15 protein-coding genes are annotated in these 25,539 nt (G+C 58.5%); 9 read left to right on the top strand and 6 right to left on the bottom strand.

The genetic code is table 11. The features are described from left to right. Positions 1-262 precede the first annotated feature (262 nt). Positions 263-1,687, top strand: a complete 1,425-nt coding sequence (locus HPC62_RS06580) for a sensor histidine kinase (protein WP_172354299.1) — start codon at positions 263-265, stop codon at positions 1,685-1,687. Positions 1,688-1,786: 99 nt separating this feature from the next. Further along, positions 1,787-2,461: a response regulator transcription factor gene (locus HPC62_RS06575; protein WP_276568594.1), complete on the top strand. Its 675-nt coding sequence runs from the start codon at positions 1,787-1,789 to the stop codon at positions 2,459-2,461. A gap of 18 nt (positions 2,462-2,479) precedes the next feature. On the opposite strand, the gene glgP is transcribed toward HPC62_RS06575, so the two are convergent. The 3 genes from glgP to HPC62_RS06560 all read right to left on the bottom strand — a co-directional run bounded on the left by glgP (position 2,480) and on the right by HPC62_RS06560 (position 10,501). Continuing rightward, entirely contained in the window at positions 2,480-5,110 is a 2,631-nt protein-coding gene (glgP, locus tag HPC62_RS06570; protein ID WP_172354297.1) for an alpha-glucan family phosphorylase, read from the bottom strand. A 379-nt stretch (positions 5,111-5,489) separates the two neighbouring features. Beyond that, positions 5,490-7,952: a calcium-binding protein gene (locus HPC62_RS23880; RefSeq protein ID WP_172354296.1), complete on the bottom strand. Its 2,463-nt coding sequence runs from the start codon at positions 7,950-7,952 to the stop codon at positions 5,490-5,492. Positions 7,953-8,590: 638 nt separating this feature from the next. Further along, positions 8,591-10,501: a SpoIID/LytB domain-containing protein gene (locus HPC62_RS06560; protein ID WP_172354295.1), complete on the bottom strand. Its 1,911-nt coding sequence runs from the start codon at positions 10,499-10,501 to the stop codon at positions 8,591-8,593. A gap of 1,076 nt (positions 10,502-11,577) precedes the next feature. Here HPC62_RS06560 and HPC62_RS06555 point away from each other — a divergent pair. After that, positions 11,578-15,612 (top strand): hypothetical protein, encoded by a 4,035-nt coding sequence (locus tag HPC62_RS06555; RefSeq protein WP_172354294.1) that lies wholly within the window; start codon positions 11,578-11,580, stop codon positions 15,610-15,612. Positions 15,613-17,992: 2,380 nt separating this feature from the next. Here the strand turns inward: HPC62_RS06555 and HPC62_RS06550 are convergent. The 3 genes from HPC62_RS06550 to HPC62_RS06540 form a co-directional block, all read right to left on the bottom strand. After that, positions 17,993-18,676: an ATP synthase F0 subunit B gene (locus HPC62_RS06550; RefSeq protein ID WP_172354293.1), complete on the bottom strand. Its 684-nt coding sequence runs from the start codon at positions 18,674-18,676 to the stop codon at positions 17,993-17,995. Next, complete coding sequence (gene coaD, locus HPC62_RS06545; protein ID WP_172354292.1) at positions 18,577-19,137, bottom strand: pantetheine-phosphate adenylyltransferase; 561 nt, start codon at positions 19,135-19,137, stop codon at positions 18,577-18,579. The genes HPC62_RS06550 and coaD overlap by 100 nt, the downstream gene beginning before the upstream one ends. Positions 19,138-19,663: 526 nt before the next feature. Then, complete coding sequence (locus tag HPC62_RS06540) at positions 19,664-20,599, bottom strand: carbohydrate ABC transporter permease (RefSeq protein WP_172354291.1); 936 nt, start codon at positions 20,597-20,599, stop codon at positions 19,664-19,666. A gap of 532 nt (positions 20,600-21,131) precedes the next feature. On the opposite strand from HPC62_RS06540, the gene HPC62_RS06535 reads away from it, so the two are divergent. The 6 genes from HPC62_RS06535 to HPC62_RS23875 all read left to right on the top strand — a co-directional run bounded on the left by HPC62_RS06535 (position 21,132) and on the right by HPC62_RS23875 (position 25,483). Continuing rightward, positions 21,132-21,596: a hypothetical protein gene (locus HPC62_RS06535; protein ID WP_172354290.1), complete on the top strand. Its 465-nt coding sequence runs from the start codon at positions 21,132-21,134 to the stop codon at positions 21,594-21,596. A gap of 100 nt (positions 21,597-21,696) precedes the next feature. Then, positions 21,697-22,086, top strand: coding sequence for a hypothetical protein (locus HPC62_RS06530; RefSeq protein ID WP_225910613.1), 390 nt, complete (start codon positions 21,697-21,699; stop codon positions 22,084-22,086). A 34-nt stretch (positions 22,087-22,120) separates the two neighbouring features. Next, a complete protein-coding gene (locus HPC62_RS06525; RefSeq protein ID WP_225910612.1) occupies positions 22,121-22,603 on the top strand; it encodes a hypothetical protein in 483 nt (160 codons plus the stop codon). Positions 22,604-22,650: 47 nt separating this feature from the next. Next, the gene (locus HPC62_RS06520; RefSeq protein ID WP_172354288.1) at positions 22,651-24,066 is read left to right on the top strand and encodes a hypothetical protein; all 1,416 of its coding nucleotides are present in this window, start codon (positions 22,651-22,653) and stop codon (positions 24,064-24,066) included. An 858-nt stretch (positions 24,067-24,924) separates the two neighbouring features. Further along, on the top strand, positions 24,925-25,329 hold the full coding sequence (locus HPC62_RS06515) for a hypothetical protein (RefSeq protein ID WP_172354287.1): 405 nt from the start codon (positions 24,925-24,927) through the stop codon (positions 25,327-25,329). 19 nt (positions 25,330-25,348) lie between these two features. Next, a complete protein-coding gene (locus HPC62_RS23875; RefSeq protein ID WP_267313431.1) occupies positions 25,349-25,483 on the top strand; it encodes a hypothetical protein in 135 nt (44 codons plus the stop codon). Positions 25,484-25,539: the final 56 nt, after the last annotated feature.

The raw sequence follows: 25,539 nt of genomic DNA, 5'->3' as shown, positions 1-25,539 counted from the left end.
ATATTTAGAGCCAGCTTTGTTGAAGATGTTTCGGCTGAAGATCAGCCAGACGTGATTGCAGTCCCTAAAAAACGAACTTTGAGTACACTAAAAGCGCTGCCTGACTTTCAAATTCTGCCCATGCACCCTTGCTGTTGCTCAGCGAGTTCGTTCCTTCTGCTCAGGAAAAACTCATTTCTGGTTTCGGGCATCCAGTTAAATTGGAGACACTCCGAAGATAGCCGCTGGGCTTGCAATGTACCCGCTATATTTGCCAAAACCCATGTCCTCCCCGGCTGACGGAGCTAATTTTCAACGCCCGCTGCGATCGTCCCTGCAAGTGAGGCTGACGCTGGGGGCGATCGCAGCAATTTGGGGTGGGCTTGGGTTGGGGATGCTCTGGATGTCTTGGCGGACGGAGCGAATGTTTTTGTCGGATCACCGGGCCAAGCTGTCGGCCATGGTGCAGCAGATGCCCGATCAGGAAGTGGCGATCGCCCACGGATCTGCCTCCCAGAGCGATTTGCAGGACATGGTCAACCGGCTGTCGTCGGCCAATACCTGGCTGTGGATTCGAGATCACCAAGGCAACATCTTAGCCCGCTCCAACAATCTCCAGGTTTCTGAAAATCAGGATGCGCTGCTGGATCTGTCGGAAACCACCACTACCCCCAAAATCCTGCGGCTACATGGGCAGTTCATCATTTGGTGTACCTATCCGCTACAGCATGACGGGCAGATGATTGGGCAACTCTACGTCGCCAAGGACGTGACCCGCGACTACAGCATGTTGCAGTCGGTCAACCGCGATCTGATGATGGGCACGGGTATGGGCGTGGTGACGATGAGCGGGCTGGCGGCCTGGTTGATTTGGCGATCGCTCTCGCCCCTGCGGCAGGCCAACCAGATCGCTGAAGCCTACAGCGCTGGCAGCACCAACATCTCCCGCCTCGACCCAGATCAGGTGCCCGTCGAGGTGCAGGAATTGGTTCACACCTGCAACCGCCTGGTCGATCGCCTGTCGCAAACCGCCGAACGGCAGCGCCAGTTTACCAACGACGTGTCGCACGAACTTCGCACGCCGCTGAGTCTAGTCTATGGCTATCTGCAAAGCACCCTCCGCCGCAGCCCCAACCTCACCGAGGCGCAGCAGGAGATGCTGTCGATGGCGGTTTCTGAAACCGAGCGCACGATTGAGCTGCTCCAGGGATTGCTAGAACTCGCCCGCACCGACAGCAGCGCGGTGTTGTTTAACCTGGAACCCGTGCCGATTGGCGAAGTGGTTGGTGACGTAATCCGCATGACAGAACAGTTCAAGCAGCGATCGCTCAAGCTAGAAGCGCCCAGCCAGCCGATTGTTGCCCGGGCCGACCGCGAACACCTGCTGCGTGTACTGGTTCACCTAATCGACAACGCCATTCAATATTCCGAACCCAACCAGCCCATCAGCCTGACGCTCAGCCGCAAAGCACCCTGGGCGACGATTCAGGTGCGCGATCGCGGCTGTGGCATCTCCAAAGAAGACCAGGCGCGAATTTTTGAATCCTTTTACCGGGTTGATGCCTCCCGCAGCCGGGCCACAGGCGGCGTGGGGTTGGGGCTGGCGATCGCCAAATCCCTGGTCGAAGGCATGGGCGGGCAGATCGGTGTCGAATCAACTCCCGGTGTAGGAAGTGTGTTTACCGTAAAGCTGCCGCTTTTGGAGTGATGGAGTCGCGGAGCGATGGAGCGATAGGGCATTTCTACGCCTTCACCCCTTCATCCCAATCCTCTCTCCCCCCCCCAATCTTTAACCCCCCAACCCCTGATCATGTCTACTATCCTTTTAGTTGAAGACGAAGAAAAACTGGCTCGCTTCATTCAGCTAGAACTGGGCTGCGAGGGCTATCAGGTAAACGTCGCCCACGACGGACTGAGCGGGCTGACGCTGGCGCGCGAGACTCCGCCCGATCTGGCAATTTTGGACTGGATGCTGCCGGGAATGACAGGCGTGGAACTGTGTCGCCGCTTGCGCTCGACAGGCAGCAAGATTCCGGTGATTTTGCTGACGGCGAAGGATGAAATTGGCGATCGCGTGACGGGGCTGGATGCGGGAGCCGATGATTACGTCGTCAAGCCCTTTAGCATTGAGGAACTGCTGGCCCGCGTCCGCGCCCACCTGCGCCGCACCCAGGAACCCGACCCCGACGCACTGGAGTTTGCTGACCTGACGCTGAATCGCCGTACCCGCGAGGTGTTCCGCAACGGTCGCCTGATCGAACTCACTGCCAAGGAGTTTGACCTGCTGGAACACCTGATGCGCCGCCCCAAACAGGTGATTACGCGCGATCGCATTTTGGAAGAAGTTTGGGGCTACGACTTCATGGGCGACTCCAACATCATCGAAGTCTACATCCGCTACCTGCGCCTAAAACTCGAAGAACAGGGCGACAAACGGCTGATTCAAACCGTGCGCGGCGTGGGCTATGTGCTGCGAGATTAGGGGTTGAGTATGACTAAACTACGCCCAAAGCACCAATCCCGGCTGATAGGGGCTGCTGAGGTTTTCGTGCTTGGGCAAGATGCGGAGGGAAAGTCCCTGAAAGCCGCTGTTGCGATAGGCGATCGCCCGCTGATAGACACTCATGGCAGGATTATCCGAATCAGCCCCAACATACTCCATGACCACAGGCTGCCCGTTGGCGATTTCGCCATGCTCGTCGATTGCCCCCTGGTATAGCTCTACCTGTATGTCGTCCGGTGTCAGTTTGCCCAGGCGGATGTAGGCCGTGACGAGAATCTCCTGTTCCACCTGCACATTGCCATCTGAGGACACGTCCACCCGGTCGATTTTCATGTCATACCAATGCTCAAACAGATGGTGATGCCAGCGGGCCAGGTCTTTGGCCGGGGCATAGTCATTGGAGATCATCGCCCGAGCGCGATCGCTCGCCGGGAAATAGGCCCGCTCTGCATATTCCGCCACCATCCGCGCTGTGTTAAACATGGGCAAATTCAGCCGAATCGCGTCCTTCATCTTGGCGATCCAGCCGTGGGGAATATCGTTTTCGTCACGGTCATAAAATAGCGGCACGATCTCCTCTTCCAGCAAATCATAGAGGTCATTAGCTTCTACCTCGTCCTGCTCCTCTGGGTCATCGTAGTCTTCGCCATGCCCAATCGCCCAGCCCGTCCGCACATAGTCTGCCTCATCCCACCAGCCATCCAGCACGCTGAGGTTGGGCAGTCCGTTCATCGCCGCCTTCATGCCGCTGGTTCCAGACGCTTCGCGGGGGCGGCGTGGCGTGTTTAGCCAGATGTCGCAGCCCGCCACCATCATCCGCGAAACGTGGATGTCGTAATTGGGAATAAACACGATGTGGTGGCGAATGTCGGGGTCGCGGGTAAAGTGGACAATCTCGCGGATTAACTCCTTACCAGGATTGTCTTTGGGGTGGGCTTTGCCCGCGATGATGAACTGTACCGGATGGTTGGACTTGAAGCGATCGCCCAGCCCCAGCATAATCCGCTTGATCCGCTCCACATCTCGCATGAACAGCGTCGCCCGCTTGTAGGTGGCAAAGCGCCGCGCAAAGCCGATGGTCAGCACTTTGGGGTCTAGCACGTCCTGCGTCTGGCTGAGTTCGATGAGGGAACCGCCGCGATCGCGCAAGCTTTGTTGCAACCGCTCCCGCACAAACAGCACCAGTTCCGACCGACAGCGCTCGTGGTTCCGCCAAAATTCTTCATCGGGAATGCTGCTCACCCGCTCCCACAGGGGATCGCTGGCAGGGGCCATGTTCCAAGCTGGGCCCAAGTAGCGATCGTAGAGATCCTGGGTAGATTTGGCCACGCAACTGCGGGCGTGAACGCCGTTGGTGATGGAGGTAATAGGCACCTCTGCTAAGGGTAGCGCCGACCACAGCGTTGCAAACATCGACCGTGACACTGCGCCATGCAGCTTGCTCACCCCGTTTACGAAGGAGGCCATCTTGAGCGCCAGAATTGCCATGCTGAAGGGAGCCGCCAGATCGCCCGGATTTTCGCGCCCTAGCGAGAGAAACTGCTCCCGCGCCAGCCCAAACTTTTCGGCGTAGTGCCCTAGGTAGTAAATGATTTTGTCGGAGGGAAACAGGTCAATGCCAGCGGGCACGGGCGTATGGGTGGTGAAAACCTGACTGGCTAGGGCCACCTGCGCGGCCTCTTCGTAGGTCAGCCCGGCTTCTTCAATCATCAGGCGAATCCGCTCCAGCGCCAAAAACGCCGAGTGCCCCTCATTCATGTGATACACGGTGGGGTTTAGCCCCAGCGCCCGCAGCATCCGCACGCCGCCAATGCCCAGCATGATTTCCTGGTGAATTCGCAGGTCGATATCGCCGCCGTAGAGTTCATCGGTAATGTCCTGGTCGTACTGGTTATTTGGCTCAATATTCGTATCCAGCAGGTAGAGGGGAACCGTGCCCACCTGCACACGCCAGATGCGGGCGTAGACCTTGCGACCGGGATAGTCCACTTCAATGCGGATTTCGGAGCCGTCGGGGTGGCGCTCTAGGTGCAGCGGCATATTGTAAAAGTCGTTGATGGGGTAGCGCTCTTGCTGCCAGCCGTCGGCGTTGAGGTATTGGGCAAAGTAGCCTTCTTGATAGAGCAGGCCCACGCCCACCAGCGGCAACCCCAAGTCGCTGGCGGATTTCAAATGGTCGCCCGCTAGCACGCCCAAGCCGCCGGAGTAGATGGGCAGGCAGGAGGTTAGCCCAAACTCGGCAGAAAAGTAAGCGTAGCAGTCGGTTAGCCCAGTCTCAGGGGCGATTCCCGCTGGGGTTTTGCCGTTGGGGGTAGGGGATTTGGGCGATCGCCGCTTGCGAAACCAGCTTGGCTGCCGCAGATAGTCATCCAACTGCCGCTCTACGCGCTCCATCTGCGCCAAAAATCCGTCGTCTTCGGCCACCTCCCGCAGCCGCGCCTGACTGATCGTCCCTAGCATCAGCACGGGGTTGTGTTTGCTGGTTTCCCACAGGTCTCGATCCAGCCGCCGAAACAGGTCTATCGCTTCATAATCCCAGTCCCAGTGGAGGTTATAAGCAATGCGCCGCAGGGGTTCGAGCAGGGGCGGCAGGGCGGGGGTGACGTTGAAGGTGCGGATGGGTTTCATAGAGGGAAGAAAAAAGAACGAAGAAACAAGAACGAAGAAAAAAGAACGAAGAGGGAAGAACGAAAAATAAGGAGGGAAGGGAGGTTAATGCTTCTGAGGGGAAATGGTGGGGGGCTGGGGATGAGGTTGCTGGGAGCTTTGGAGCTGATGGACTAGTAATCCAGAATCGCAAATCCAAAATCGAGAATCGATCTGACTCCTGTATTGTGTCCTGAGCAGATTCTAAGGATGCGGGGCTTAATACTTTTTCTCTACTGCATTGCGTTGCGTTACGAATGAGCAAAAAATTAGGCAAAAAAAGAGCGGCCAGCGGCCGCTCCTCAGGAGAACTCTGAGCTAGAAAACAGGAGTTAGAAAACCAGAGATTGCATGGATGTGGCTAGATGACGAAGTTGAGGGAGGTGACGCTGCTGACCTGGGTGTTGTTCAGGTTGGCGATCGCCACGAAGTTAGTTCCTGCGCCGCTGCCATCTGCATCGACAAAAATGCGGGTCGCTGTGCCCACCTGCGACAGCTTAACGTAGGCGCTGAGCCGCTGGAACGGCGTGCCACCTGCTAAAAAGGCGGGCTGTTGGAAGATGCCGCGCAGGTCGATGACATCGGTCGTCTTGAAATCGGCGATCGTGTCAATGCCTTCGGCCAGGCTATTGAACACGAACATATTTCTGCCGCCGCCGCCGATTAGCACGTCGTTGCCTGCGCCGCCGATCAAGATATCGTTGCCGGCCTGCCCGCGCAGCGTGTCATCGCCTGCACCGCCGACGAGTTGGTCATTGCCGCCGCCGCCTCGCAGGTCGTCGTTGCCGCTGCCCCCATCCACCAAGTCATTGCCGCCGCGAGCAATCACGCGGTCGTTGCCGCCCCGCGCAATAATCCGATCATTTCGATTGGTTCCCCGCAGGGTTTCTGCTCGGTTGGTGCCTCGGACAACGTTAGGGCGACGGCCTAGCGAAAACACCAAAGGTGTTCCCAGTTGCCCATTGGGGGCTGAGGGAATAACGACGAGTTCTTCGTTGCCTGGCCCCACATCGTCTGCGGTCATTTCCCAGGTGTCGAAGGCTCCCGCAGCCAGCGCGTTGCCGGCTAGGTCGGTGATGTCGCTGACACGCAGCGTCAGGGTATAGGCTCCGGTGCGGCTGGTCAGCCGATTTAGGTTCCCCACCGTAAAGGTGCGGTTGTCGCTGGTGGAGAGCGTGGCGCTGCTCAAGTCCAGCGGGGTGCCGCTACGGGTCAGTTGCAAATCGCTCAGGTCAAAGTTTCTGACGGCTTCGCTGAATTGAATCGTGATCGTGCCCAGCGCAGTTGTCCGGGGGTTGGGAGTAACGTCCACAATGTCCACTGTTGGGGCGATGCGGTCGATTGTGTAGGCGGCCGTGCCGTTGACCCCGGCCACGAGCGCCAAATTCTCTGAATCTTTGATCGAGCCGTCATTCAGCACGTTGAGGCGAACCGTACCGTTGCCTGTGCCCGTGTTGACCACCACCGTAAACTTGCCGTCTGTGCCCGTGACGCTGGCCACGGTTGCCCCGGTCAGCCCAGTGGTCGTCAAGCTGAAGTCGGTGACATCGACCCCGGTCACGGGTTCGCTGAAGATGACCGAAAAGCTGACGGTTGGGGCATTGGTGGCTTCGGGGCCGACGCGGGAAATGGCGAATACGCGAGGAGCCTGGCCCGGCAACTCTGCCGACAGAATCACGCCAAAGAAATTGTCGTTGTTGGCGGGCGAGTTGTTGTCGCTGCTGGCGCTGTTGCCTTGGGCAAAGAGGCGATCGCCCGTCACCGTGGGCAGGCGGGTCGGCATTCCCAGATTGTTGCCGTTGCTATTGGTCAACGAGTTGAGCGCAAAAATCGCGCCGCCCAAGCCCTGACCATCGCCGCCTGCGCCCGCACCGCCCTGAGCGCTGTTGTTGATGAAGCGCGTGTCGGTCATCGTCAGAGACCCCGTGCGGATGAAGATGGCACCACCCATGCCCGCGCCGCCGCCGCCGCCGTTGCTATTGCCATTGCCGCCGCCAAAGCCGCCCTCGCTCGACAGCGTTAGGGTCGTTCCGCCGCCGCCGCCGCCAAAGCCGCCCTTGCCGCCCTGACTACCGTTGGGGTTGGTCGCGCCAGAGCCGCCGCCTGCGCCAAAGCCGCCATCGCCGCCGTTGCCACCAAAGCTGCCGCCGCCGCCGCCACCGCCGCCTGCGCCAAAGCCGCCACTTGCGCCAGAGCCGCCGCCGCCGTCTGTGCCTGCGCTGTTGCCGCCCACACCGCCAATGCCTGCGCTATTCAGCAGCCCGCCGGAACCGCCCGCGCCGCCCGTGCCGTTGGCATTGCCAGGGCTGCCATCGCCGCCAAAGCCACCGCCACCGCCTGCGGCCCCAGAGGGGTGGGCTACTCCGCCATTGCCGCCCATGCCGCCGCCGCCCTGGCCCAGTCCAGCCAGTCCTTGTCCGCCGACGGCAACGTTTTCGCTGAGGGTGATATTGCTCAGGGTGACGTTGCCATCGAAGATAAACAGGGCGCCGCCCATTCCGCCGCCGCCGCCTGAACCGTCACCCCCTTCGGCCCGGCCCAGGGTTAGCGTCAGGTTTTCAAAGGTGACATTGCCGCTTTCAATAAAGAAGAGTCGGACATCTCCTTCGTCATTGATACCGTTGCCGTTGGCATCGCCGCTGAGGCTGAAGGTGTTGCCAGTGCTGCTGCGAATTGTGAGGCTGGCGGATTCTCTAATAAAGGGCAGCGCACTGGTCAGGACGATATTATTAGTAATTTCAATAACATCTGCCTCAGCGTTGGTGTTTGCCGAATTGATAGCGTTGACCAGCTCTTGGAACGTTGCAACCGAAAAAGTAGCCATAACTGCTTCTCGTAGATCTGTAAAACTTCAGCGGGTCGTGACTGTCAAATCGCCAAGCAGTTACCTTAGACAGTGACCGTCAGATCCGGCCCGGACGCGAAATTGACGTTTACGCACGCCAAACAGGCCCCGCTCTGTGACGACCGCAACTCCCAAGAGAGTCCGTGCCCTCCCACAAAACGACGCTAAGCGTGACTTCCTATACAAGTACCTGAGGGCGATCGCCCCTTGCAAAGGAAATCTAGTAAGTTTTACGGAGCCTTTAAGTTAAGAGAATCTACGTAAGGCTTGAAAAAACTTTTCTCAGGATTTTTCCGGATACTTCAAAGAATCGAAAGGAAGAAAGCTGAGTGATTTACAGAATCAAAGCACTTTTAGTTGCCGAAACCTGTCAAATGCGCTTCTGGAGAAACTTTGGGCCCTTGTCAACGGGTTCGCCTCATACCAAGGCAGCAGAGGACTTGCGAAGATATACGCAGGTCAACCCGACAGTAAATGCCGCACAGCGCTGAGTCAACAGTCAGCACAGCACGTCGATATCTGGTATAAAAAAGAACCCCCTGCTGTGCGTTCTCTGCAAGCACGTCCCGACAGTGTTCTGGCAGTGTTCCAGCTTTGCTCCAGCGTTGGTTCCAGCGCTAGTTCAACGGGTCGCGCCAGAAGACAATGTTTTCGTTGAGCGTGACCAATTGAGCGCCGGGGTAGTAGAAACTGAGGATGCGGGCGGCCGACCAGCCCAGTCGTCCCAATCGATAGGACCCCGTTTGGCTCATGCCGACGGCGTGGCCCAGGCCCCCGCCGACAAAGGTGTAGCCCTTGAGTACCGTCATCGTCGGCACGCGGTTCTGCGCTTCTAGCGAATTGCCTGTCGCTTCCTCGGCGGGCTTTGCAGCTTTGATAGGCGCTGTCTCGGCGGCATCGGGTTCGGTAGCAACAGGGGATGGCTTGGACACCGAAGGAGAAAGGTTGGCTTCAACCCCTGTTTCTCCGTCCTCTGGTGCGGATGAGCTAGGCGCGTTTTGGGGAATGGGCACCTGGGCGTAGACGGGTTCCAGGTAGAACAGGGTACTAGTGGGGGCATAGAGTGCCCGGAGAATCTCGTCTTTTTCTAGGGTGATTGGGCCGCGATCGCTCTGGATGAGCAGCTTTTGCACCCGACCGGCGGGCGATCGCTCCACCACCTGCACCGACTCCACCCGCGTCAGGTTGGCAAACGGATGGCGCTGGCTTTGCAAATAGCGGCGTAGCCCTTCGGCAATGTTTTCCAGAGTGCTTTCCTTGCGCCAGCGGAAGCTGTCCCAGCCTACTTCATTAAAGCCCTGCCGCAGGTTTAGAAAAGCTCGCAGATTCAATTCGTCCGACAGGGGGCGATTGGCCAAATCCCACACGCCTTCTACGGAGTCCACCACGGCCCGCAGGTAGGGACGGTTCTGCCCGTTCCACACGTCAGCAAAAGGAGCCGTGATGCCGCCCGTGGTGGAGGAATAGAGCGCGTCGATTAGCTCGTTGCGATAGGTCAGCACTTGACCCCGTGTGGCGGCGATCGCCCGATCCGCCGATTCCACCGCGCCCGTCAGCCCTTTGTAAACCTGGCACTGAGTATCAGCACAGAGTTCGTAGCCGTCGATGGCAAATCGCCGCAGGTTTCGCAGGGCATAGGTGCGTGCCAAAATTGCCTGAGCTTGGACTGCGGTGGGCGGCGCAGACGGCCCAATTTCGTGGGGCACGACACCGCGCAGGTAGGTTTCCGTGGGGACGTAGTTGACGAGGGTATAGTTGCCGTAGGCGTTGGGCTGGAGGCGCAGACTGCCACCGTAGAGCCGACGGTTTGGCACATTGGCATTGCGAGCCGCGTTGGGAGGCAGTTCGCCTTCGGTGACGAACACGCGGCTGTAGGAAGAGAGAATTTCCACCTCATCGCGCATCAGGCGGTTGCCCTCCACCTCCAGCACAGCGCGGGGCACCTGCCGCTGCACCTGGCGATCGATAAAGGCGGTGCGTGCGCCCTGAGCTTGCAAATTCTTCAGCAGCAGCCGACGTACCAGCGGCGTTTCGTAGGTGTCTCGCTTGGCCCATACCTGCCACTGGCGCGGCTGGGCCAGTTCTACCTCGATGCCGCGCGATCGCCACTGGTTGGCCTGGTCTTCTGCGCTCTCAAAGCTGCGGTGGTTGCCCAACACCACTTTTTCCACCACCTTTGGCTCTGGCAGCGGCTCCATCACCACACCCACCCTCACCGGGGCGGCAGTGGTCACGGTCTGGTCTTGCCCGTCGTCGGTTTTGAAGCGGAGCGAGAGGCGATCGCCCTCGGCAGGTTGCAGCGTCAGCACGTCCTGCGGTTCGTCGCCAAAGCGCTGCACGATGCCGATTTTCAGCACGGGGTTTGGCGGGGCCGCAGTCTGAGCCAAAGCGCGATCGCCCATGCCCAGCCAACAGACCGCCGCAATTGCCGCGCCCGTCAGACCCGACAGCACAAAGGCAGGGCGCTGAGTGGATACATCCGGGCTTGCGGGGGCTTTATCCCGGTTCACAAAGCTGCTAAGTCCCATCGTTCCAAGTGATATAAGGGGGCTGCCCATGCTTGCTCTTGATTTGCTCTGCGTTTGACCGACTGACCTGTTTTCTCAGTTTGTTTTCTCAGTTTGTTTTCTCAGCTTGCTTTATCAGGTTGCTTTATCAGGTTGCTTTATCAGGTTGCTTTATCTTCGCCAGCTTGCTTTATCAAAGAACACATCGACCGCGCTAACCGTTCAAGACGGGAGAAATATGGAATCTTGAACCGCACCCAGTACAAATTATGAAGTGCGATATGCCGATCGGCAACGGTTGTGGCTAGCCAGGATATGCCAGGTCAATGTGCCAGGTTCGCTATGACCCTGCGCTATCCTAACGTGAAACTCAAAGTCCGTCCCTCTCAAGAGAGAGTAAGCTGCGACAAATCTTTCAAAACGCCCGTCTCTTCAGAAGAACGCCGATCTAGACTAGAAGAGCGATCGCCCATAAACCGTGGTTCCAATTACGCAATTACACACTAAAATTTGGGCACGCTCTACAGTGCTGGATGTGCCTCACCCCAGGAGCCTTGCATTCAAGTCTTACACTCAAGCCCTGAAATTCAAGTCTTGAGCGAGTGTTCAACCCAAAATGTAGCTCCAAAACGTTGATTTTTCTTGCAGCATGGGAAGAATAGCGGCGTTTTTGGGGAATCCTATAGCGATATAAGCGAGCGATATAGATGTACTTGAGTAGGCGTACTTAAATCATCGATGGACTTGGGGGACTGGGGATACATGGACTTGGCGTATGCATAGCGACTACTTACGTAAGCCAATTACGTAAGCCAACCGCAAGCCAACCGCCATCGGCGAGTCGTTACGTGGGCGAACCGCTAAGCTACCCCTAAGTCAGTCCAGAAGGGTCAATCCAGAAGGTCAATCCGAAGGTCAATCCAGTCCACGACGGCAAGCGTAAGCGTAATAGCTAAGCCCAGTTCAGGCAAATCCACTCGCAAATCCACTCTAGGTAAACCCAGTCCAGGTAAACCTAGTCCAGGCAAACCTTTAACCCATCGACCTGCCAGCTTCGGCAACTCCAGGCCGCTTCCTTCGTTCCCCTCAAGACAACCGTGACGTATCAACCGGCGCAACTTCAGGACTTAATTCGGGCGATCGACGAGGTGCTGGGCAAATCCAGCCCCCGGCTGCCTTGGGTAATGAGCGGCGAGGCAGACCAACAGCGCCGTGTCCTGGAGGAAACCCGACGCTATCTGGCCCAAATGCAGCAGCAGGGAACCCCAGCAGCGGGGAGCGCCCTCGCCCACGACCCCATGAATCAGGGCTATGCGGTGCCCCTGTCGCCGACCTCGCCTGCGGAATCGGCCCAGCAGGTGCTGCAAGCCATGCTGCAAGAGATGACCTACTTGCGGACGACGGTGATGCAGCCGCTGCGAAATGACCTGGAAGTGCTGTATCGCCAGCGCGATCGCCTCCTGCAAGAAATTCACGAGCTAGAATCTCAGCGCCAACAGGCCGTGCTGACGGATGCCACACCGCCGCCTGCGGCCACGCTGCCCGCCGCTGACCAGCAGCGCCTCATCTCCGAGTTTTTGCAAACGCTGATGAGCCGGTTGCAGGCAGATCTATCGGGGCAGGTGGCCCAAATGCTGACGGAGATCGAGGCTCAGGCTGCGGGTGCTGGTGCCAGCGTTGCAGAGCCACATCGCCCCTCTGCCGCATCAGAAGCATCTGACTCGGCTGTGTCCCCATCTGCAACTGAGGTGCCCGCCCTTACGCCCGCCGAGCGCCTCCAGCAAATTCAGCGCATCCAGGCTCAGTCTGACCAACTGCTGCTGAAGCTAGACAACAGCCTACGAGTCATCTTCGAGTCGCTCCAGAGCAACATCGAAACCTATCAGGAATCGCTCAGCCTGGGGCTGGACAAGATGAATACCCTGGGGCAGCAGGGCGAGTCCATCTTTGCGGCAATGGTGAACCGCCTAGCCGAACAGCTTAGCCGAGAAGCCTCCCACTACCTCCAGGCCTCGATTCAAGATGCCGAATGGCAGCCCGCTACTAGCCTGCCCCAGTCGTCGGCCCGCCCGCCTGCCGAGCCGCCTGCCCCACAGCCGACGACAGAGCCAGCCACGGAACAGTGGCCACCTGCCTCGCTGGAAACTGCTGCTTCGTCTGCCCGTCCGCAGTCCGACAGCCTCGACCCAATCGACCAACTCCTCAGCGAACTGGAAGACGAACTGACGGTATTTCAGGTGCCGGAACCTGTTTCGGATGAAGACTTGACCGTGTTCCAAGTGCCAGAACTCGATTTGGATGAGGAACTGACGGTATTCCAGGTGCCGGAACCCAGCCCGGACTCTGGTGCGGCTGACCGTGTGGCCTCCGAAAGCGAGTCAGACCCAATGCCTGCCGATACCCGCCCCATGGGTTCCACTGCCTATCCGGGGCTGCTGGACGAAATTGACGACCTAGAAGCATTGGAACTGCTGACTCAGGAGCTAGAGCGGCTGGAACTGGCATCGGTGCCGGAACTGCCAGAACTGGAGGACGACGCGGAGTTTGCATCGCTAGACGATGGCGACGAAGACCTGACGATGTTTCAGATTGACGAGTCGGCGATGACGGATTTCCGGCCGGATGAGCCACTGGGCGATCCTCGCACGGTCTTGCAGGTCGATGCTGAGGAGGCTGAAGAGACAGAAGAGGCTAAGGAGACAGAAGAGACAGAAGAGACAGAAGAAGCCTCCGTCAGTCCAGGCTTGTCAATTGAAGATTTGGACTCGGCGCTAGATCTACTGGGGCAAATTAGTACCCAACTGGATGCCGAGCTAGAGCAGGCAGGCTCCACCGACGGGCCCGATAGCGCCGACCTGACGACGGGATTTGGACTGGATGCCGACTCTGTTAGCGGTACAGACTCCTATGACGAACTGGATGCGTTTTACGAGAGCCTGTTTGGCATAGACGCGGCTGGGGCCACCGGAGAGACGGCAGAGACGGCAGATGAAGAGCCAGTCGATCAACACCTGTCGGATGCGGAACAGCGATCGCGCGTTCAGCTTGTCCCCGATATGACGGACGTAGCAGAACCCAGTTCGGTGAGTGAAGGTGAATCCGATCTGCCTGATCTGTCTGGTTCGACTGATCTGACTGATCTAACAGATCTGAGCGATACGCCCCCCATTGATGCCGAGTTGGGTAGCCTGGACAGCCTGGATCAGGCTTTGTTTGGCGGACAGGCAGACCCAGCCAGCGATGCAACCGATGCGACCGATGCGGCGATCGCCAGCCCCAGCGTTGATGAACTGGTGGATTTGTTGAGCGAGTTCATGAATGTCCCTGCTGCGGCCGCTGCTGGGGAAGCCCGTGCTGGAGAAATAGCAGATCCAGCCGAGCCGACGGCGCAAACCGAGTCCTCCGCCTTGCAGCCGCCTCATTCCACAGAGCGATCGCCCGAAGCAGTCGAGCATCTGCTGTTTGGGGAATCTCCAGAGCCGCCCCCCGCCGAGGAGCCGGACGGTGGCCTGTCTTCGCCCCAGCCCAACAAGCCGGAGGTGATCCGCTCCCTCAACGACCTGCTGCAACTGATGGCGGCAGAATCCGCAGAAGAGTCGGCGGTGGGGCTGCCAGCGAGTGGACTGGCGACCGATGCCGAAGATCGCTACGAGCCTGCAAATCCGGGCGAAGACCTGTTGGGTGGCGACGATGTGCTGTCCAGTCCCCGTCCCGATGTACAGGTGACCCAGACCACGCTGGAGCAGCTTGTGGCTGATTTATCAGATCTGGAAGGGCTAGCGGCGGATGCCTTTAGCACCGACTTGGCTGCCCTCAGTTCGTCCGCAGCAGCGCCCGCCACAGACGTATCTGAAACGGACTCTGAAACGAGCAGTAGCTTTACAGATTCGCTGGCAGACTGGGGGCAATTCCCGCAGGAATCGCTGCGCGAGTCGCCCGATCCGTTCCCCGCTGCGGGTTCGGTTGCCGACCCGACTGACGAAGGTCAATCCTACTGGCAGGGCAGTTCTTTCGCTCAAAATGCCCCGACGGAAGAGGATCTGTTTATCTCCAGCCTGTTTCCTGTCGAAGATGGGTCGGACGACGAGATGACGCTGCTGCTGGACGGGCCGCCGCCGGGACTCTCCACCCCCCTGCCCGAAAAAGCGATCGCTCCTCTGACCACACCAGAATCGCTGGCGGATTGGGTCAACGCGCTGGATGAAACCGAACTGCCGCCCGACCGAGAAGACCTGAGCCTGAGCGACTTTCAGGCGGTGATGCAAACGGAGCCTGCACCATTTGCCCCATTGGACGGAATGGGGGCGATCGCCGATGTGCAAACACCCCTCCATCCAGCGGATTACTCGCCCTTAGTGGAGGAATCATTAGAGGACTCGTTCGCTGACGATTTTTCGGATGACTCCTCTGGTGATTTTTCTAGTGATTTTTCCGGCGATCTGCTTGCTGAGGATCTATTCTCTGGACTAGAAGGTTCTAGCGCAGATAGTGCTGCCGTATCTCCCGCAGAAGTGCCCTCAGCCGCGCCCCCAGCCACGCCTGCCGAGAACGTCGGGTTAGAGTCTGCCAGTCTTGAAGATTTTTCGGCGGATTTTGCCGTGCCTGCCTCGCCTGCGCCGTCCCAGGGCGTTCCTGCGAACTCCCCCGACCTCGCTCCCCCTCCGGCAATTCCCAACAGCCTCGAAGACCTGTTTGCAGAACTGCCGCCTGCCCCGCAGCCCAGTCCGCGCCAACCCAGCGTCCCCCCACCCAGCGACTCCCTCCCGGATAGCATCCTAGAAAATCTATCGCTATCGGTGCCTGCGCCGCCGCCGGGTGAGGCAGCATTGACGCTGAGCGGCTTGGAGAGCCTGTTTGAAGATTTGCCGTCGGTCGGCGAGGTGACTCCTGTGCCGCCGCCAGGGTCGCCCAGCACCAGCCTAACCGCAGCCGATTTGACCAGTTTGTTGGATGACGCAGAACCCGCTCCTGCGGCCGACTTGGGGAATCCAGTGAATCCGGTGGATGAGGCGCAGCCTGCGGATTCGCCTGATTCCTCCAGCGAGGCAAAAAAAAAATCCTCTAATCCGCCCAACCCCCGCGAACCCAGAGGCTTCGGGCGGCTCCAGCCCAACACCCGCCGTCCCCAATAGTGCTGAGCCGGATTGGGAACTGCTGTCCGCTGCCGGAGGCAATTCGGGCCCAAACCCAGATTTTGCCGCTGCTCCTGCTGCCGAGTTGCCGCTGTCTGCAACTGACCCATTGCAACCCTGGCTCGAAAGCTTTGATCCAGAAGACTATGAGCCAGATCTAGAGCTACAGGATTTGATGCAAACTCTGGGGATTGCTCCGGAGGCGCTGTCGCGGCTGCTGTCTGCCCTGTCGGGTGTGTCTGGATCTGGTTCGCCCCAGGCAGGCAAACCCGCTGAAGCATCGGCAAAGCAGGCTGAGAATGTCCAGTGGTATCTGGGGTTGGACATTGGAACAACGGGCATTTCGGCAGTGCTGCTGCGATATCCAGCGGGAGCGCTGTACCCGGTTTACTGGCTGGAATTGCCGCCTGCGTCGGAGCGCAATCGCCTGCCTGCCCGCAAGACGTTTCGGCTGCCCGTGCAGGTGCAACTCAGCGCGGTAGATGAGAAGGATCAAAATACGGCTCCCATTGCGATCGCCCCCCTCTCTGCCAGCCTCGGCCATCCGCGCACCCAACAGCCCCACCGGCTCACTCTCAGCCACCTCAAGCCCTACCTGCAAGTCGGCGTGCCCTACTATTCTACCGAGACGCTGCAATGGGAACCCGTCGCCCGCTGGAGTGATGCCCAGGCCCTGCCGCTGAGCCTGTTTCAGCAAGCGCTACGGACGCTGTTGGTGAGCCTTACCCTCTCAACGGGCGGCTATGCCTCCGAAGATGTTGCCACGACAATCCCATTGCTCACCTGCGGCGCAGTGGATCTGGAAGAAGCCCAGTTTCAGCTTGCGCTGCGGCAGTTGACGGGCGTGATTGTCAGCTATCCCGCCAACTGGTCAGATACCTATAGCTTCAACCTGCGGGAGGCGATTTTGTCGGCTCGTTTGGTTCGCCGGCCTGAGCAGATTTTTCTGCTGGAAGAGGCGATCGCCACGCTGCTGTCTGGCTTGCCCAGCCCCGATGCGCGTCCGCTCCGGCTCTCGCCTGCCCCGGCCCAGCCCGCCGACCTCTACAGCGGCAACTGGCAGGGCGGAACCCTGGTGCTGAGCGCAGGCGCAACGCTGACAGAGTTAGCACTGGTGAACTTACCCAGCCAGTTGCAGCACCTCAGCCCCTGCGACTTCGTAACTCGCACGCTGCCCTACGCGGGCACAGCCCTCGACCAAGACATTCTGACTCAACTGGTGTATCCTGCCTGGGTACGCCAAACCCACGGCCCGCAGCGCCCTATTGTCGAAACTCCCAAGGTCGAAACTCCCAAGGTCGAAATTTCCAAGAATGAGGGCGATCGCCCAACATCGTCCAACGTCTTGTCCCACAAACCGGGCGGAGCAGACTGGCACGAACCGCCTGTTTCTCCCGAAGCGGCAGCCGACCCCTGGCTCGCCGTAGGATGGGACGACTTGACCCTGCCCGCCGTGGGCGATCCCGACCCGGCCCACCGCCACCGAATGCTGCAACGCCTGCGGAGTTCCGATTTGGGACTCTGGCTGTTGCATGTCGCCGAGCGGGTCAAGATTGCGCTCCAGCAGCAGGAACAAGTGGCGCTCACTCTGGGCAACCAGACCCTCAGCCTGACGCGCCACGACCTCAGCAGTCGGGTGTTGCTGCCCTACGTGGAGCGGCTCAATCGGGAGCTAAACACACTGCTGCGGCAAACCGGCCTGTCGCGGCTGGAAATTCGCCAGGTGGTCTGCTCTGGGGGCAGTGCCTCGCTGGTGGCGATCGCCCGCTGGCTGCACCAAAAGCTGCCCAACGCCACCATTCTTCAAGACACCTACCTGTCGGCAAGCCACGCCTCTACTGCCTGTAGCCGCGTCGCCTACGGTCTGGCTGTGTTGCCGCTGCATCCGCAGGTGCTCAATCGGCCGCGCCACCAAACCAGCGACTATTACCTGCTGATGGAACTGCTGCGAACCTTTCCCCAATACCCCGTCACCCTCGACAGCGTGCTGCACACGCTAGAACGGCGCGGCATCGACACCACGGCCTGTCGTCAGCACATTCTCGCGCTGCTGGAGGGGCATCTGCCACCCGGACTGGTGCCGATGCTGGACACAGGGCTGCTCATCCCCACTGCCGCCAGCCAGTCAACCGCAGCTCATCTGCTGGAAGCACCCCTGTTTTTCAAGCAAGACAACCAGACCTATCGCCCCAACCTCCAGCAGTGGCATCGCCTCCGCGCCCACCTCGACATGCTGCTGGCCACCACCTACCAGAAGCTGACCGAGCCGCTGCGAGGGGCGCTGGTTGAACCCAGAAAGCAGAGCAGCAGGGATCAGAGATCAGGGCTAGACTTCAGTCGCTAGCCCCAAGACTCAGCCCCAAGACTCTATTTCTTGACTCTATTTCTTAGGGCGATCGCCTCCCCGCGACAGATTTCGCGCCGGAGCTTCGGGACGGAGCTGGCCCCGGCCATTGCGAACAACACGCAGCATATCGGAAAACTGCTGCTCTAGATCTTGCAAAATGCGATCGGCGTAGTCATCTGCACCGGCCTGGATTTCCTCACATTCGGCGATCGCCCGCCGCCGCATGTCTTCAATCTCCTGCTGAGTCTGCCGCCGCATCCGCTCGATTTCTACCATCGCCTGCTCATGGGCCACTTCACATTCCTGCTGCACACGCTGGCGAATCTGCTTCATCTCAAGCTCTGCCTGCCGCACTAGCCCCATCTCGTCGAGAATTTGCGCGGCCCGCCGCTCTGCCGTTTCGATGATTTCCTGGGCGTATTGCTCCGCCTCCAGCAAAATCTCTTCCTTGTGCTGGAGCAGTTTCTTCGCCTCTTCAAAAGCCGGATGTAGGTTCATCTGCACCAGCTCTAGCTGATCCAGCACCTGATCCTCGTTGATCAGCGTCCGATTGATAATCGGCAGCCGCGATCCTTCCAGGATCATCTCTTCCAGCTTAGCCAGTTCGCGCTGGATATCTACTCCACCGACTCGGCTCGCCTCTCCATTGAGGCTGGCGTTGGCGCTGGTTCCGTTGCGGTCTGGGGCAATGCGGTTGGGGGAGTCTTGGCGTAGCATTGGCAGATATCTAACGCGACGGCGGAAGGGACGAGATGATCAACAGGGCCGCCAAATTTGGCGATTTCTTTAACTAGGCTGCTACTCAGAAAACTATACTCGCTCGAAGTCGCTAAGAAGAAAGTTTCGATATCCTCAGCTAGGGTCTTATTGGTGTGGGCCATCTGCAACTCCTTCTCAAAATCAGAGAGGACACGCAGCCCCCGCAGCAAGACCTTTGCTCCCTGCATTCTGGCATAGGTCACGGTCAATCCATCAAATGTGTCAACTTCGACATTCGGCAAGTGCTGAGTCGCCTGCTGAATCTGTGCTACCCGCTGATCAACCGGAAACAGCGGCGTTTTGCTGGGATTCCGCATGACAACGACAATCAGCCGACCAAATAGCCGACTGCCACGCTCGATGATATCGAGATGCCCCAGGGTAATAGGATCAAAGCTACCAGGATAAACCGCTATCACAGGATTGTGTAGTCAGATTTTAAGGATTGATGGCAACGGTGACGACGCAGGCAGGACGCAAATCTGATCAAATCAGCGAAACAATCAAGTCAGCACAACAAGGATCGAATGTAACCGAGCAGCTTATTAAGACGAGTTCAGTCGGGTTAGTGTCAGTCGGGTTACTTAGTGGGATGCACTCAGGAATGCACTTAGAGGGTGTTTGAAAAGGTATCGCCTGTAATGTTAAGCACTCAGAGATCCCCCCTAGCCCCCCTTAAAAAGGGGGGAAACCGCCTTAAAGTCCCCCTTTTTAAGGGGGATTTAGGGGAATCTTGCACGCTTTGCTACAAACAGTAGGACTTTTCAAACATCCTCTTAGAACAATTCGGCTAAAAATTCGGTTCATGCAAATGTTCAGTTCATGCAAATGATAGATGCCCAGACATTATACGGCGAAGCTTTCTAGAAGCTAACCGGAAAGTTTTATCTAAAGTTTTGCAAGGGTTTTGCCGAGGTTTTGTTAGAAATCGTCAGAAATCATGCGTCAACCTGGCAAATCTGGCGATTCCGAACGCAGCATCAGCCGCAGCACCGACAAACCCAAAATAATCAGAAACAACACCAGCCCTATCGTACAAGCGTAGCTCAATTCCAAATCCTGAAACGCCCGCTCGTACACGTAGTAAACCATTGTTTTGGAACTGTTGCGCGGGCCGCCCTGCGTCATCACAAACACTTCCTCAAACACCTTCGTTGCCGAAATGGCAGAAATCACCGCCACCAGCAGCAGATAGGGCTGCATCAGCGGCACTGTAATGTCCCAATGTTTTTTCCAGCCCGTGGAGCCATCGATCGCCCCCGCTTCGTATAAATCTGCTGGGATTGCCTGTAGCCCTGCCAGGTAAATCACCATGTAATAGCCCAGCCCTTTCCAAATCGTCACCGCCATGACGCTAAACAGGGCAAGTTGTGGGCTGGTCAGCCAGGGCACACCCGCCTCCGATAGCCCCAGCCAGCGCAGCAGTTGGTTCAGCAGCCCCGTTTCGGCATAGAGCCAGCGCCAGGCGATCCCCGCTACCACCATCGAAATCACCACAGGCGTATAAAACGCTGCCCGAAACCCGCCAATTCCCGGTAATGCCCGATTTACCAAGATGGCCAGGCCCAGCGGCAGCGTCACCAAGATAGGAACAACGCAAATCAAGTAAAGCAGCGTGTTTCGCAACGTTTGCCAGAAGATGGGGTCGCGGACGAGGCGCTGGAAATTTGCAGTGCCGACCCAGGCGGGGGGCTGGGTGATGTCAAATTCAAACTGGGTGAAGCTGAGGTAGAAGGCGTTGAGCGCGGGGTAAAAAATCGTCAGCCCCAAGACCAGCAGTGCCGGAGCCAGAAACAGGTAGGGTGCGAGCCGTGAAAGCCATACCCTGGTGCGGACTGAGCGGGCAGCCGAAGCGTGTTCGGGAGACAAGGGAGAGGCCATGGGTTTGAGGATCGGGGGACGGCCCAGCAAGTGCGTGATACAGAAGGAATCATAACGTTGCTGCGTCGCTGGGCGCACGAGATAGGCGAGATGGCGTGGGAAAAAGCGGCGGAAATCGTTCAGAGAATGGGAATACGAGCCAGACACTGACCTCCAGAAAAAGCGCACAAAAGCCAGGGCGTTAGATCATTTACGTTTTAAGTACAATTGTACTAAACTAAAGGAACGCAGTTTTTTTGGGGGCGAGGTTGCTCCGCAACGCTAGTGCGATCGCCACTTTCGCTTATCCCACTGCTGATTGCCCACTGCTGATTGCCCACCGTTTACTGCCCACCCCTTATTGCATTGCACGATCTTGCACTGCCTGTTTTTAACTGCACTGCTTTAAACCCGCTGTAAACCTGCTTCGTTCCAAGCCCGACCTGAAGTTGGTGTTCTGAATTCCCGAATCGCCTGCGACTCTTCTAATTGCTAATTGTCGGATAAACCGGGCTTCGGGCTTCCCAAGCTTTCCCTTGCGCTAACGTGCCCCATGCAAATCCGTCCTATGCAAATTCAGCTTGCCCCCGCTCCGCCCGAAGCAAACGGTTCATCCCCAGCGGCTTCCCCAGCTACTCCGCGTTCTTCAGCGTCGGCTGACCCGGCTCTTTCTAAAGGGCGATCTGTCAGACGGACTAGACGGAATCGCCCCCAATCGTCGGCTGGCTATCCAGCTTGGGGGCGAAGGCTGGCGAAATGGCTGCAACCGCCGAGCGAGCCGCTGTCGTTCTGTGCCGAAGCGGGGGGTTGGCTGGCGGGTGGTGTGCTGTTTCGGGTGGCGACGCACCAAATTCTACTGGCGCTGCCGCAGCTTTGGGTTCCTGTGGCGATCGCCCTGCTCACCCCTGCAATCGTGGCAACGGCCCTGTCGTTCCGAGTTCCTCGTCTGTCGCTGCTATTGGGCTATCGCCTCTGTCTGATTGCTGCTGGACTCTTCCTGACCGGACTCTGGCTCTAAGTTAACCCCCTACCCCCCTTAATTCCTATGAGTGTACTTCTTGGAGCGGCCTGGCTATTAATTGTGCTGTCTTGCTTCGTGCTAGTTGGCGAAGGAGGAAATGATGAAGCGCCGTAAACCCGAACGCAAAAATCCCGCGTCCTATTTGGTCATGGGTGGGTCGCTGCTGATGCTGGCGATGCTGATGACGGATTTGGGCGATCGCCGTCCCAAGCCTGTTAGCAACAAGTGTTTGGAGGTGGTGCAGTCGCAGTCGGTGCTGCACCGCGACAAGCTTTCACAACTGCTCAGCATTCCTGAGCGCAGCAGCCGGGAGCAGGTGAAAGCAGTGATCAGCGAACCCTACTGTCGGCTGCCGCAGGTCGAGATTCGCGCCGGAGTGCCCGCCGACCGGGAAGCCTACCCCCTGGCGTTTGACCCGCAGACCTGGTTTGTGGTGCTGTACGAGGGCAATGAGTATGCGGGCTATGACTTTGTATTTAAGAAGTAAGCGCCCATTAGGCGCGTATCGGAATCGGCGGCCCATGTGGGGGGCGATTTCCGTAGGGAAAGTGTGCTACACCGCTTGCGCGAACGCTTTGCGAATCGCCCTGCTGATTCCCCTGACAGCTTGCGGCATAGCCCAGGAACCGCCAACCGCTCGCAGTGTGCCCATCCATCAGACCTGGCAAATTCAACCGGGAAGTGCGATCGCGGGTCATCGCGTGTTGGCGGGGCTGGGCGATATTTCCATTGACTTGGCAGGTCAGCGGGTCTATGCCCCATTTGACGGACAGATGCAGCCAACCGCTGGGAATTGCGTTGTGTTTTCCAGTCCTGAAGTGCCTGCCTATCTGCTGCGGCTGTGTGGGCTGCGGCGGCCTAGTCTGGGCAGCGTGCAAGAAGGGCAAGCGCTGGGGCGTGGCGAGGTGCTGCATTTCGCCACGCTGCGAAAACAGACTGATGGCCGCTGGGCCCTGGTGGAACCGTCGTCCGCACTGCTGACCCGATTGCTGCGATCGCCCTGACTCCCCGCTCCTCCCCTATACTCTTCCCCGACAGACCAACCCCCAACATGGCAGAACTGGCAATCCTGGGCTATATCGTCGGCGGCTATCCGCTGGAGGGGGCTGACCACTCGCCCGCCCCATCGCTGACGCTGGTTCTAAAGTCGTCGGCTTCCCGGTGGAGTGGGTTCAGGGGTCTGCTGGCGGGGTCGATGGCGCTAGTGCTGGCGGGGTCAGTTGTAAACCAGACGGCGATCGCCCTTTCTCCCGATCGGGTGTCGCTGGAGTTTCCTGCTGCTGCTAATTTGCCCGCCACCAGTCCGCTGGCCACTGGCTCACAAGACGCTACGACTGTAGCGTTGGCTTCAGCCTTGCAAAGCGACATCGCCCCCTCTAATGAGGAACACCCCGTTGCCGACCCGCCGCCAATCGCGCCGCTGCCTGTGCCTCCTCAGGCCACCGAGCCGCCATTGGGAAAGGGGCGAACTGCGGCTCAGCTAAAATTGCCGCCCCCACCGCCCAGCCCGGCCCAGCCCAATCAAGGAAATGTACAAGTTCAGACACAATCTGCGCCACCCTCTGTGGTGTCATCGTTAGGCCAGGCTCCCCCGTCCCAAGACTCGCCCCCTGGTTCCCACTCTGAAGCCCCTGCTTCTATAGCGCTGGCGGGGTCGCCCTCCGCTGCCAAAGACCCGGCGCTGAGTTTTGATCTAGAGTTGGTTCCGGCGGCGATCGCTCCTGTTGTAGCGTCGGTCTCCTCAGAAAGTCCAGTTCTCGCAGCGCTGCCCGCCATGCTTCAGGCGGCGTTTGCAGGCGGGGTAGACTCGCTGGTGGCGATCGCCGTAGGCAGCGCCGAGGGCACGCGCACCCCACGCGGCGACTACACAGCCGCCTACCAGGGGCATACCGATCCGGGCAATGGCGTATGGAACCTGGGCACATTCTCCTATCAGCACGGCGCAGCCTCGCCCGCCGAAGCCGACCGCAAGCAAATCCAGCGGCTCCAGCGGCAAGCGCAGCAGCTCCAGCAAACCGCCGCCAACCTAGGACTAGAGCTAAGTCTGGCAGAACAGCTAAACGGCATTGATCTGGCGAATCAATCGCCCCGTGCGGCGTTGAGTCGGGGCGGCTATCTCGATCGCCTGCTGGAAGCCCGCCAGCAGGGAATCACGGGCGAAGAGGCGATTCTGTGGGCCCGCACCCGCGCCTTTCTCGACCCCGACACGCAGCGCTGGAATGCACCAGGGCTGGGCAACACGACCGAAAGTATCACCCGCGACCAGGCCCGCCGAATGGTGGCCGTGCAGCGGGCGATTGCTCTCAATCCTCCGAAAGTCGCATTAACCAGCCCAGCGACCAACTCTGCTGCTGCTCTAAACGCAGCACAATCCTCGTCTTCACCATCCGAAATTTCGCCCAATCGACCTGTAGCTAAAAACACCGATGAGTCGGTCAGTCGCTTGTTGTCGTTCGACCCGCCGTAATCTTACGTAATCCAATTGGAAGAGGGTTAGGACTTACGCAGTTGGACGATTTCTCGCGGGCTGCGCCCTCGAGAAATCGTCCAAAACCCAGAAAACTTAATCGCAAGTGCGTAAGTTCTGAGGGTAATTTCAGGTGATCTAGCTTCGGCAGCAGGACACTGGAGGATTTGACCTCAGAAAGTCAGGCTCAATTCTGTGGGGCTGCCCGTCGGGAACTTCCTGGGTGAATCCTAAGTCGTGCCCGACTGTAAGTGACACCATGAAGATTTAGCCTATCCTCATTGGAGGCATACGGAATTTTACGGAGTTGATGCGCGAAGATCCGCAAGCAGATCAGTTAAAGTGATGATTGTTACATAAATCGGTTGATCTTCTGCGGACTATACGGTATGTTTGTGTATACGTTGTGCGACACACTCAGTTGAAATACGGAAAACGCAAAAGTCTGCGAAAAGTTTTTATCAAGAAATAGCTTTTCTTGCCAGACTCTTCCGGTTTCTAAAAGCGACTGGGATGTTGTGTCCGTATAGCGGCTTTTGAAAGTGCAATCCCTGCACTGCCCGGAGCGTCCGTTGGAGCGTCCGTTTACACCTTATCTGTTTGCATATGACTGCAATATGGCTGCATAGGACTTATGGCTAAGGAGCAAGATGGGCCGCCGCCCGAACGTGTTCCCCGCTGCCTTTTTCTCAGTTGGGTTTCCCCTATGATGGGGCGGCTTTAGGGCATGACGACTTGGGCGATCGCCCTCCGGATTGCAGGTTCAGGATCACGCTTGTTTTGTGTCTTCTCGATCTCGTGTCTTCCCCGTTTGTTGATGTCTTGGCTTTGATAAACCCTAAGGTGACATCCTTCAAGATGAGCTTACGGCAATTTCTTTCAGAGCCAGAAGAGAACCAGAGTAGCGACAGCTCTGGCGCTCTGTCAGTTTTTTCTCCCGTTCTGCCGCTCTTCCGACGCATTCCGCCAGAGCGGGTTGGGTTATGCGGCGAATTTGACTACGACGGCCTTTCAAAGCGGGTCGAACACTGTTTTCGTCAGCACTGCCGCGAGACTGATCTGCTGGGGCTGCGCGTCAGCCAGCGGGGGGCGATCGTCTTGCTGACAGGTCGCTTTTCCAGCCCCCGAGTCAAGCACGAACTGGTCGCCTTGGCGCTGGGCGTAGATGGAGCCGTCGGCGTAGAAGTAAATGGAGAGACGATCTTCCCACCGCTGCGAACCTGTCACCTGAGCGTGCCCGCGTCGCTGCACCGAGCTGGCTAAAGGAAGCCCGGATGGGTGGATGGGCTTTGGGGTTTGGCTCAGCACTGGACGAGCCGATGCTCCAGCGACTCAATCCATCAGCGCTCGAAGGACACTCGCAATTGGCGATCGCCTTGCGCTCGACCACTGGCAGATTCAGCCAGCAGCAGGCTAACGAGGAGCCAGTTCCAACCTGCCTGCAAGCAACCTGTTTGCGACAACCCAGCAGCC

The sequence above is a fragment of the Thermoleptolyngbya sichuanensis A183 genome, from assembly GCF_013177315.1.
Classification (GTDB): Bacteria; Cyanobacteriota; Cyanobacteriia; order Elainellales; family Elainellaceae; genus Thermoleptolyngbya; species Thermoleptolyngbya sichuanensis.
The sequence above is the reverse complement of the archived record's forward strand: the minus strand, read 5'-3'. Positions and strand labels throughout refer to the sequence as shown.